Annotated in this window: 8 protein-coding genes; all 8 read left to right on the forward strand. The window is 59.8% G+C overall.

Features of this window, described 5'->3' with window-relative positions; genetic code table 11:
- The gene (locus ACOKCT_RS12705; protein WP_103177094.1) at window positions 1–345 is read left to right on the forward strand and encodes a DUF4810 domain-containing protein; all 345 of its coding nucleotides are present in this window, start codon (window positions 1–3) and stop codon (window positions 343–345) included.
- 11 nt (window positions 346–356) lie between these two features.
- Window positions 357–1,019, forward strand: coding sequence for a DUF799 domain-containing protein (locus tag ACOKCT_RS12710; RefSeq protein ID WP_263950248.1), 663 nt, complete (start codon window positions 357–359; stop codon window positions 1,017–1,019).
- 460 nt (window positions 1,020–1,479) lie between these two features.
- Window positions 1,480–2,052, forward strand: coding sequence for a cellulose biosynthesis protein BcsO (bcsO, locus tag ACOKCT_RS12715; RefSeq protein ID WP_420193533.1), 573 nt, complete (start codon window positions 1,480–1,482; stop codon window positions 2,050–2,052).
- The gene (bcsQ, locus tag ACOKCT_RS12720) at window positions 2,043–2,849 is read left to right on the forward strand and encodes a cellulose biosynthesis protein BcsQ (RefSeq protein WP_103177091.1); all 807 of its coding nucleotides are present in this window, start codon (window positions 2,043–2,045) and stop codon (window positions 2,847–2,849) included. Before bcsO ends, bcsQ begins: the two co-directional genes overlap by 10 nt.
- A 22-nt stretch (window positions 2,850–2,871) precedes the next feature.
- Complete coding sequence (gene bcsA, locus ACOKCT_RS12725; protein ID WP_114316629.1) at window positions 2,872–4,992, forward strand: UDP-forming cellulose synthase catalytic subunit; 2,121 nt, start codon at window positions 2,872–2,874, stop codon at window positions 4,990–4,992.
- On the forward strand, window positions 4,989–7,451 hold the full coding sequence (bcsB, locus tag ACOKCT_RS12730) for a cellulose biosynthesis cyclic di-GMP-binding regulatory protein BcsB (protein ID WP_420193534.1): 2,463 nt from the start codon (window positions 4,989–4,991) through the stop codon (window positions 7,449–7,451). The genes bcsA and bcsB overlap by 4 nt, the downstream gene beginning before the upstream one ends.
- A 13-nt stretch (window positions 7,452–7,464) precedes the next feature.
- Window positions 7,465–11,337, forward strand: coding sequence for a cellulose synthase subunit BcsC-related outer membrane protein (locus tag ACOKCT_RS12735; RefSeq protein WP_420193535.1), 3,873 nt, complete (start codon window positions 7,465–7,467; stop codon window positions 11,335–11,337).
- On the forward strand, window positions 11,337–11,804 hold the full coding sequence (bcsD, locus tag ACOKCT_RS12740) for a cellulose biosynthesis protein BcsD (protein ID WP_180210935.1): 468 nt from the start codon (window positions 11,337–11,339) through the stop codon (window positions 11,802–11,804). The genes ACOKCT_RS12735 and bcsD overlap by 1 nt, the downstream gene beginning before the upstream one ends.
- Window position 11,805: the final 1 nt, after the last annotated feature.

The raw sequence follows: 11,805 nt of genomic DNA on the forward strand, positions 1-11,805 counted from the left end.
ATGGCAACTATAAATAAGCTCGTTACTGGCGCAGCACTACTGCTCCTGGCAGGTTGTGCAACCAATACGCCGCAAAAGATCTATGCGTGGGGGGATTATCAGACCTCGGTCTATGACTACTTCACCGGTAAAACCAGCCCGCAGGAGCAAATTGCTTCCCTGCAGAAGCTGATCGACGCGTCACGGGCAAGCAGCAAGCCTGTTCCACCCGGCGTGCATGCCCAACTGGGAATGCTCTACAGCAATACGGGTAACAGAGAGCTGGCGATGGCCGAATTTAATGCCGAAAAAACGCAGTATCCGGAATCGGCTTCGTATATTCATTTCCTGACCACGAAAAAATAAAGGGACGTAACATGAAAGGAATCTCAGCCCTCCTTACCCTGGCACTGACGCTGATCGTTACGGGTTGCTCCACCAATAAGACGCCGCCCGCTGATTATTCTGCCTTCCGGGAAAGCAAACCACGCAGCATCCTGGTGTTGCCGCCAAAAAATACCTCTCCGGACGTGAACGCCAGTCACGGCTTTCTGAGCAGCGTCACTCTGCCGCTTGCCGAGTCCGGTTACTACGTGTTCCCGGTTGCGGTGGTGGAAGAGACGTTTAAACAAAACGGCGTGACCAATCCGGACGATATCAGCGCGATCCCGCTGAAAAAACTGGACGAGATCTTTGGTGCTGATGCGGTGATGTACATCACCCTCACCGATTACGGCACCTCATACCAGGTGATTAGCAGCGAGACGCGCGTGAGCGCAGCGGCGCGGTTAGTGGATTTACGCACCGGGAAAGAGCTGTGGAAAGGCATTGCCACGGCTTCAAGCAATGAGGGTCAGAGTAATTCTGGCGGTGGCTTGTTGGGTATGTTGATCAGCGCGGCGGTGACCCAGATTGCGCATTCGGCAACCGATAAAGCGTATGATGTCGCTCAGGTGACCAGCGCCCGTCTGTTCAGCGCAGGGCCTGGCGGCTTGTTGTACGGGCCTCGTTCGCCAAAATATGGACAGACTGCCCTGTAATCTCCTTCAGTCCCGGCCCCTGCGCCGGGATTATTTATCTGCAACTTTCCCATTACCCGCCAGGCTGCCGTGCACCCGCCATACTCACCCCTTTATCCTGTTTTTCATAAACCCTGCTTATAGTTTCCTGTCGATATTAAGCTTTGCGTGCTATATTTTTGCTGGATTAATCTTTCGCCTGGGCGACATGGAGCGATATTTTATCTGTATGTTGGGGGTTGCTGCTGGCAGAAAGTGGAGAAATTACGCGATCTGTCGATAAGCTTGTACATAGTATTAGCTCTACGTAATATGCATTAGAATATTTACTAAGCAAATATGACTACCCGTAAAGGGAATGCTTTATGGCGGTTGTTAATCACTGATCCCCTTTACACGTTCGTATTCCCACAAAAAGGTTGTCCCTGGCAAAGTCATGCAGGAAACAAATAATACTGACTTGTAAATCACGAGTAATGCCATGAAAAATTATGATGATTTGCAGCGTTTCAAGGATAAAACGCGCACCGGTGACATCAACTTCAAGGACTTGTCTGCGCAAAACAAGCAGGCTTCCAGTAGCGGCTGGGCGATCATCAACCAGCTGGCAGGTGTGAATAATGACGCGGCGCTGGCGAAAGCGGGCAGCGTCGCCGTACCGGTTCCCCAGGCAGTGCAACCCGGTGAGCTGGATGCTGCCTTTGCCAGTCTGACGAAGGCGCCTGACGTTTCCTCGCCGTCGATCATGCAAAGCATGAATGTTGACCGCACCGAAAAAGAGGCGCCGATGCAGCCTGCGCCCTCGCTGTTCGAACAGCTTAAACCTGAGGTGGCAAGCCAGCCGCCGGTGAAAGAGGCGCCTGCGCCGCAACCTGAGTTTCGTGCTACGCCTGCGCCGGTAGTGCCCATTGCGCAAGCCACTCCCGCGCCAAAACCTGCAGAGCCGGTGCGCTTTGAGCAGCTGTTCGCCACCAAAGCGTCTGAACGTGCCAGCCATCCGGTGAAAGATCTTCCGTTACAACCGCTCCTGGAGAGAATCGCTTCATGCCGTTAGTGTGTATTTGCTCGCCAAAAGGCGGAGTCGGGAAAACTACGGTCACGGCCAACCTCGCTTATGCTCTGGCACGTTCCGGCAGTAAAGTTCTGGCCATTGACTTCGACGTACAGAACGCGCTGCGTCTGCATTTTGGCGTGCCGTTGTCTGACGGACGCGGCTACGTTGCCCGCGCCAATGAATCCGCCGACTGGAGCCAGTCGGTGCTGACGGCGGGCAACAATATGTTTGTCCTGCCCTACGGTGAAGTGACGGAAGAGCAGCGCCTGATCTTTGAACATAATCTCACCAGCGACAGCAATTTCCTGGCGCGTGGGTTAAGTTCTCTGCTGAACTATCCGGGGCTGGTTATTCTGGCCGACTTCCCGCCAGGGCCGAACCCGGCGCTGAAGGCGATCTCCCCGCTGGCCGATCTGCACCTGGTGACCCTGCTTGCCGACACCGCATCGCTGTCACTGCTGCCACACATTGAAAACCACCGGCTGACCGGCGGCGAACCGCCGAACAACAAGGCCGGATACTATTTCCTGGTGAACCAGAGTGACAACCGGCGCCATATCAGCCGTGACGTCACCGCCTTCTTACAGCAACGCCTCGGCGATCGCCTGCTTGGTGTGATCAACCGGGATGAAAGCGTGCCTGAGGCCAATGCCTCACAGCAATCGATACTGGATTTCAGCGCCACCTCGGCGGCGGCGTTCGATATCGAGCTGGTGAGTAAGCGTATCGCGGGCATTTTGGGTATCCAGGTGGGGGACGGCGCCGTACACGCCAACCTGAGAACCTCCAGTTTCTGACGACAATTTCCAGGGACGTCCTATGAAAAAGGCGCTGTTTTATCTACTGCTATTGGTCTTAGCACCTATCGCCGTGCTCATTATTATCACCCCAATGGATAGCCAGAAGCAGTATATCTTCGGCTTAATCAGCATTGGGGCGCTGCTGCTGCTCGGCTTTAGCAAACATCACCGCGTATCGGTAATCATGATGATCGTGGCGGTGTTAATGTCCACACGATATATCTGGTTCCGGGCCACGCAGACGCTGCACTTTAATTCCGAAATTGAGGCCATCCTGGGGATCGGGTTATTTCTCGCCGAACTCTATATCTGGATAACCATTATTTTGAGTTATCTGCAAAACCTTTTTCCGTTACAGCGCAAGATTGTGCCGCTGCCGGATGATATGTCGCAGTGGCCGACGGTGGATATCTATATCCCGTCCTATAACGAAAGCCTGGACGTGGTGCGCGATACCGTGCTGGCGGCGCAGTGCCTGGATTATCCGGCGGATAAGCTGAAGATCTATCTGCTGGATGACGGCAAGCGCAGCGAGTTCGCGGTGTTTGCCGCCAACGTCGGGGTAGGGTACATCACGCGTAACGACAACTCCCACGCCAAAGCGGGCAACCTCAACCACGCGATGAAGCTCACCAAAGGCGAGCTGATCTGCGTCTTTGACTGTGACCATGTGGCGACGCGTATCTTCCTGCAGGCGACGGTTGGAGCCTTCCTGCAGGATCCGAAGCTGGCGCTGATGCAGACGCCGCACTACTTCTACTCGCCGGATCCGTTCGAGCGTAACCTCTCCGCAGGCCGCGATATCCCTAACGAGGGGCAGCTTTTCTATGGGCAGATCCAGCGCGGTAACGATAACTGGAACGCCACCTTCTTCTGCGGCTCATGTGCGGTGATCCGTCGTAGCGCGCTGGAAGAGATTGGCGGCTTTGCGGTGGAAACCGTTACCGAAGATGCCCACACCGCGCTGAAGATGCAGCGCCTGGGCTGGAAGTCGGCCTATCTGAATATTCCGCTGGCCGCAGGGCTGGCGACGGAGCGCCTGGTGGTGCACGTGATCCAGCGTACCCGTTGGGCGCGCGGCATGACGCAGATTTTGCGGGTCGATAACCCCCTGCTGGGCCGCGGCCTGAAGTGGCAGCAGCGTCTGTGCTACCTCAACGCCATGCTCTCGTTCCAGTTTGCGTTGCCGCGCGTGGCGTTCCTCACCGCGCCGCTGGCCTACCTGCTGTTTAACCTGAACATCATCCACTCCTCGGCGAGCCTGATTTTCGCCTATATGCTGCCGCACCTGTTCCTCTGTATCTATGTGAACTCGCGGGTCAACGGGCGCTTCCGCTACAGCTTCTGGGGGGAGATCTATGACCTCGTGCTGGCCTTCCATCTGGTGCTGCCGACGGTGATCACCCTGATCTTCCCGAAACGCGGCAAGTTCAACGTAACCGATAAAGGCGCGCTGCTGGACGTGGGCTATTTCGACTTCAGCATTGTCCGCCCGCACCTGATCATCGCTGTATTGCTGGCGGCAGGGGTGGTCGCCGGGATCACGCGCGCCGTCGCGCATGACTATTTCAACGTCGATCCGATGGTTATCGCCCTGAACGTCGGCTGGGGTATCTACAGCCTGATCTTCCTGCTGGCGGCCATTGCCGTGGCGCGTGAAACCCGACAGACGCGTAAGACGATCCGTATCGATGCCAACGTGCCGGTGGTGATCCACTACGCCAGCGGCATCTCCTCGCGCAGCCATACTCTGGATCTCTCCATGGGCGGCTGCCGTATTGCGGTGGTGGACGACCGTCACCTGACCGATGAGATCGAAGAGATTGAGCTACAGCTGCAATCCGGGGCGATCAGTATTCCGGTGAGCGTCATTGCCCACGATGAGCAGTACATTCGCCTGATGTTCGCCGAGATCCCGCTGGAGCGCCGTCGCGAACTGGTGCGCGTGGTGCTGGCCCGCGCCGATGCGTGGATCAACCCGCCTAAGCCGCAGGACAACCCGTTCCGCTCGTTGTTTATCATTATTCGCAGCGTATTTGATCTGTTCTGGCTGACCTGGAAAGACCGTCGTAATAAGCGTCGTCAACGCCATGAGGATGCAGGGCGCAGGAATAACGCCACCGAGGATACCGCTGTATGAAAGGGATGACCCGCAAAGCGCTGCAGATGTTGTTTGTATTTGGCGTCCTGGCGCAGCCGGTGACGGCGGAAGAGCCGACCACCGTGGAATCGCTGCTGCCGGTGGATCTCCCGCCGCCGGGGACCGACGCGGCGCAGCCCGCTGCGGATGCGGCGCCAGCTTCTCTGCCTGCACCCGATACGCTGCCCGCTTTCCAGACCCCACCGGCGGCAGAGGCGGCTGCGGAACCGGCTGCCAGCCCGGCGCCGGAGGCCATGCCGGTGACGCCCGATGCCGTTCCTGCTTCTCCGGTGCCGATGGGGATCACCCCTGGCACCAGCAGCAGCATCACCGTTGCCCAGATGGGGCAGCCCAATGGTGTGGTGTTAAGCGGTGGGCAGCTTCAGGGGGGGATCGATTTCACCCTCTCGGCGGACCAGGTGATCACCAATGCCCAGCTGGAGCTGAACCTGAAGGTCTCTCCGGCGATGGCGGCCCGTAATACCACCCTGCAACTGATGCTTAACGGCCAGCCGCTGGGAACCGTGCCGTTGGGCTCTGCCGACAGCAACGTGTCGAGCTATCAGCTTGAGATCCCGGCGGCGATGGTGGTGTCGCGCAACAATATCAGCTTCAAAATCAACGACGGCGACGCCCTGTTGTGCCAGCGGGATCTGTCGGACAATTATCAGGTCACCATCATGCCGAACACGCGTCTCGACCTGGAGGCGCAGCAGCTGAACATTGGCGCGGATCTGAGCCATTTCCCGCGTCCGTTCCTTGATGAGATGCAGATGACGCCGACCACGCTGACCTTCGCCTTCCCGGCCAAAACCCTGCCGGAGCAGGTGGGCGCGGCGGCGCTGATCGCCTCGTGGCTGGGGATCGAAGCGGACTACCGCGGTATTTCGTTTGACGCCCTGCATGATCAGCTGCCGGAGAAAAACGGCATCCTGTTCGGCAAACCGGGCGAGTCGATTGGCGGCCTGACGCTGCCCGCCTCTAACGGGGCGATGCTCCAGGTGGTGGATAACCCGGCCAACCCGATCTACAAACTGCTGCTGGTGGTGGGCAATAACGAGCAGCAACTGAAAAGCGCCGCGTGGCGTCTGACCCGCGGAGAGTTCAGCGGCCAGACCACCAGCCTGCCGGTGGAGGCCCAGAACATCCCGGTCAGCAAGCCTTATGACGCCCCGCGCTGGATCGCCACCGACCGCCCGGTGTTGCTGAGCGAGCTGATGCGTAAAGATCAGAGCCTGACGGTAACCGGCATCTGGCACGAGCCGCTGACCCTTGGCTTCCGCGCCGCACCGGATCTCTTCATGTGGGATGGCGACACCATTCCGCTGAAAATAGCCTATCGCTTCCCGTCCGAAAGCTGGATCGACGAACAGCGTTCGTACCTGTCGATGACCTTTAACGGCACCTTCCTGCGTAACCTGCCGGTAAATAAACAGGGCCTGCTGGAAGGGCTGTGGCACAAGCTCGGCGGCGATGCGCGCCAGGAGAACTTTGTCATGCCGCTGGAGCCCTATCTGATTTACGGCGACAACCAGCTGCAGCTCTATTTCAACATCCAGACCAAAGAGAACGCGCCGTGCAGCGTGCTGCTCAATAACAACATCAAGAGCCGTATCGACGAAGACTCCAGCATCGATCTGAGCAATTCGCGCCACTTCGCGCTGCTGCCAAATCTCTCTTACTTCGTCGGCGCCTCGTTCCCGTTCACCCGTCTGGCGGACTTCTCGCAGACGGTATTACTCCTGCCGGAAAACCCGAGCGAAAGCGAGATTGGCACGCTGCTGGATCTCGCCGCCCGCTCCGGTAACGCCACCGGGACCGCGCTGAACAACAACCGCGTGATGTTCGGTCTGCCCTCTGGCGGGGCGAACCTGCTGCGCCTGAGCAACAGCGATGTGCTGGCGGTCTCCACGCTGGACCAAACCGCCTTCAACCGCGCGCTGCTGGCCCAGTCGCCGTTTATCAGCAACGAACACACCTTTGGGGTGCGCGAGCCGAAGATGCTGGAAAAAGCGCAGCGCTTGCTGGAGGGCGACTGGAACGCGTCGGGCGTCGATGCCGACCGCTACTTCTCGTCGAACGAATCCTGGCGCGGCTTTGTCAGCTTCCGCTCCCAGTGGAACCCGGAACGTCTGGTGGTGATGGCGATTGGCAGCAATGATCAACAGCTTTCGCGTCTGCATAACGACCTGAACTCGGCCCGCATCAACGCCGGGATCCGCGGCGATACGGCGATCATCACCGATGAAAACGGCGTGCGCAGCTTCCGCGTCGGCCCGCAGTTCCCGAGCGGCCAGATGCCCTGGTACATGATGGTGGTGTGGTATGCCACGCAGCACTCCGCCATGCTGGCAATTTTTGGCCTGCTGTTCGCGACGATTATTGGCCTGAGCCTCTACTCGTTACTGAAAAAACGCGCGCATAAACGACTTAACCCACAGGATTCAGATCGTGAGTAAGGGTGGTAACACTATGGAAAATAAAAACAAAACCGCCAGACATCTGCCTGTGCTTTGCCTGTTCAGCGGGCTGGCGCTCGGGGGCCTTCAGGGCGCCCAGGCGGCGGATGCCGCGCAGTCGGCCAATAACCCGGCGCTGAAAGCGCTGTTCGACCAGGCGAACTACTGGCACGAAAAGTCTCACGATAACCTGGCGATGGAATCGCTGAAAAAAGTGCTGATGGTGGACCCCAACAACACCCAGGCGCTCTACCTGATGGCGCTGTGGTCACAGCAGGCTGGGGACATGAAAGGGGCCGCGCAGTGGCGTGAGCGCTTAACGGCGGTCTCGCCGCAGGATGCGAATCTACAGGCGCTGGATAACGCCAAACAGATGCAGCAGGTGCCGCGCGGGCAGCTGGAGCTGGCCCGCCAGCAGGCGCGCAGCGGCAATATTCCCGCCGCGCTTAGCACCTGGCAGAGCCTGTTTACCGGCAACCAGCCGCCGCCGAGCCTGGCCCCGGAATACTATCTGACCATGGCGGGGGACAAATCCCTCTATCCGCAGGCGGTAAGCGAGCTGCGTCAGCTGCGCGTGCAGTACCCGCAGGATAACAACGTCAAAATTGCGCTGGGCAAAGTGCTCACCTATCAGGAGAGCACCCGCCGCGAGGGGATGGATATTCTCCAGGATCTGGCAAGCGGCAGTCAGGACGCGGATAAATCCCTGCGTCAGGCTCTGCTCTGGCTGGGGCCGCAGGCGGGTGACGAAGCCTATTACCAGACCTACCTCCAGCGCCATCCCACCGATACCGCAGTGCAGGATTACTTCCGTAAAAGCATCGGCGGGGCGGCAAAAGGCGAAGGCTATGTGGCGCTGAACAGCGGCAATACCGACACCGCCCGCAGCCAGTTTGAGCAGGCGCTGAAGACCAACCCGGAAGATGCCGACGCGCTGGCCGGGATGGGCTACGTGGCCCTGCGCAAGGGCGACTACGCCGCAGGCGCGCAGTACCTGAACCGTGCGGCAAGCCTGGGCGGAAGCGCCTCTGAGGAGCGCAAGCAGCAGGCGCAGGATGCCGAGTTTTACGGCCAGCTGGCCCAGGCGCAGGCGGCTTACAAACAGGGTAACGTCAGCCAGGCGCTGGCCCTGAGCGCACCGCTCGCCCAGCGCAGTGGCGAACAGGGGGCGGCGGCGAAGCTGTTCCGCGCCGACGTCCAGCGGCATAACAAAGATTACACCTCGGCGGAGCAGACCCTGCGCGGCCTGCTGACCGAGCAGCCGAACAACGGCGCGGCGCGGGAAAACCTCTACTACGTCCTGCGCGAGCAGAACAAAACCGCCGAAGCCCAGGCGATGTTGCAGACCCTGCCGGCCAGCCTGCAGGCGAGGCTCCAGCCGCGCGTCTCCGGCGGCAACCCGACCGATCCGCTGCGTCGTCAGGCGCAGCAGGCGGCGGCCAACGGCGATCGGCAGCGCGCCATTGCGCTGTTGCAGCAGGGGACGGCCCGCTATCCGTCCGATCCCTGGCTGCGTCTCGATCTTGCGCGTCTGTTGCAGAAACAGGGACGCGACGCAGAGGCGGCCAACACCATGGCACCGGCCTTCCGCCCGAACGCCAGCAACAGTGAACTCTACGCTGCCGCGCTGTTCGCCAGTGAAAACAACGCCTGGCAGCAGTCGCAAACCCTGCTGTCGCGCATTCCAGCCTCCAGCCAGAATCGCGATATGCGCGAGCTGTCGCAGCGGGTCAACTACAACCTGCAGATGAACGTCGCCGAGCGCTATCTGGCGCAGGGCGATCGCACCGCGGCGGCCAACACCCTGAAAGCCCTGGCGGCGCGTCCGCCACAAAGCCCGGCGGATGCGGGCAAGCTGGCGCGGATGCTGGCCCAGAGCGGGGATGTCACCACTGCGGTGAGCGTGGTCCACGACAACATGCGCCGCGGCGTGCAGGGTAACGCCGGGGATTATGCCGATCAGGTGGCGGTGCTCAATCAGGCGGGGCTGGGCAGCGAAGCCCAGGCCTGGCTTGCCAGCCCGGAGTTGCAGTCCCGCAGTACGCCAACCCAGCTGGCGAGCATTCGTAACGGCTACGTGATCAACGAGGCCGATCGTCTGCGCACCCAGGGCAACTATGCCGCGGCCTACGACAAGCTGATCCGCGCCATGCAAAACGATCCGCAGAACACCGATCTGATGTTTGCGATGGCCCGCGTCTATCAGTCCGGCAAGATGAATAAAGAGGCAGGGGTGGTCTACGACTACCTGATGACCCGCGATACACCGCAGCAGGATGCGCGGGCCGGGGCGATCGATGTGGCCCTGGCCAGCAAAAACGTCGATAAAGCGAAGCAGCTGAGCGCCGGGCTGACCAACGACGGTTCGCCGGAGCGCCTGCTGCTGCTGGCGCGGGTCTCCGAGGCGGAAGGCAACCATCAGCAGGCGATGAGCTATCTGCGCACCGCGCGCGGCAAGCTGCTCGGCCTGCAGAATAACACCGGTGAAACCGCCCCAATGCTGGGCGGCCTGGCACTGGCCGACAACCCGTTTGTGGGTACCTCCAGCACCGGCGAGGTGGCGGCGTCGCCGTCCCTCTACGGCCAGGCGATGCCGTGGCAGGTGGCCCAGCTGGCGCGTAATCCACAGACCGCGCCGCCGGGTACTGTGCGCACCGATCTGCCGGTGGAAACCGCCCAAGCCGGTACGCTGCGCCAGGTGGATAACATGATGGAGATGCTGGTGGATAAAACCGCCACCTGGGCGCGGGGATCAACCTCCCTGCGCGCGCGTGACGGCGAAGATGGGCTCAGCAAGCTCACCGAGATCAAGGCGCCATTGCAGTGGTCCACCGTGCCGTTCGGTGATTCCCGCCTGGACGTTAACGTCACGCCGATAAGCCTCGATGCGGGTACCTCGTCCGATGAATCCAGTCGCCGGTTTGGTACCGGGGCGCTGATTAAGGGCGGCGTGGCCGAAGAGCTCTATAACGCCTCCACCACCACGCCGCCTGAGCTGCCGAATATCGACAAAATCAAGGTGCCGTCCCAGGGCTCGCAAAGCGCTCAGGGTGTGGAAGTGGCGATGGCGCTCACCGGGGATCAATACAAAATTGACGTTGGCTCCACGCCGCTGGGCCAGGATCTGAATACCGTCGTGGGTGGGATCCAGTGGTCGCCACAGCTGACCGATTACCTCAAGCTGGTGCTTACCGGCGAGCGTCGTGCGGTGGTAGACAGCCTCCTCTCCTATGTTGGCGTTGAGGACAAATACAGCGGCAAGAGGTGGGGCCAGGTCACCAAAAACGGCGGCAGCGCGCAGCTGAGCTATGACAATACCGATGCAGGTTTCTACGCCGGGTTTGGCGTGTACGACTATGTCGGGGAGAACGTGCCGAGCAACACCAGCGTCACCGGCTCTGCGGGGGTCTATTTCCGCCCTTACTACGCCGCCGACCGCGAGCTGAAAGCCGGCATCAACATGAACTACATGAACTTCGACAAAAACCTGAGCTACTTCAGCTACGGGCAGGGGGGCTATTTCAGTCCGCAGGACTATATCAGCGTCTCCTTCCCGGTGGATTACACCCAGAAATATGACAACTGGAACCTCGGGTTAGGCGCGTCGATTGGTTATCAGTCCTACTCCCAGGATGAGAGCCCGTACTTCCCGACGGACGCGGCCATGCAGCGCCAGCTGGAAGATTACGTCTCCCGTGGTTTCGCCAAAGAGGCGTTCTACAAAGGCAACAGCGAAAACGGCCTGGGCTACAACCTGCGCGCGTCCACGGACTACAAACTCAACAAAGATATGACCATCGGCGGGCAGATTGGGTATGACACCTTCGGTGATTACAACGAAAGCACCGCAAGCCTCTACTTCCGCTACCTTCTGGGGAATAAATAATGAACGATCAACAGCTTTTGCACTATTACCAGCATCAACAGTCCCAGTCGGGCTGGTTTGGACTGATCCACGTGATGGTTGAGACGATGGTGGCGAACGTCGGCGAGGCGCAGAGCCGCGCCTTTCTCGTGCAGATGGGCGATACCCTGGGCGAGCGCTTCCCGCTGACGCTGGCGCACACGGTGGGCGAACTCGAAGAGCAGATCAACGCCCGGCTGGCGGCCTTTAACTGGGGCTATATTGATATTGATGCCAGCGACACGGCGATCCGCATCGTGCATACGGCATTGCCGGTGCCGCCTGAAGAGGCAAAGCAGATGGCCTGGAACCATGCCTTCAGCGCGGTGCTGGAGGGGCTCTACGCCCGCTGGCTGCGCGAGCAGGGCGGAAAATCGCACGTTTCACTGTGGCGGGAGGCATCCCCCTCGGCTACGGTTATCCATTTCAGATATCAAAACAATCAATAAG

The sequence above is a fragment of the Leclercia sp. M-A074-M genome (genome assembly GCF_965195605.1).
In the GTDB taxonomy this organism is placed as follows: domain Bacteria; phylum Pseudomonadota; class Gammaproteobacteria; order Enterobacterales; family Enterobacteriaceae; genus Enterobacter.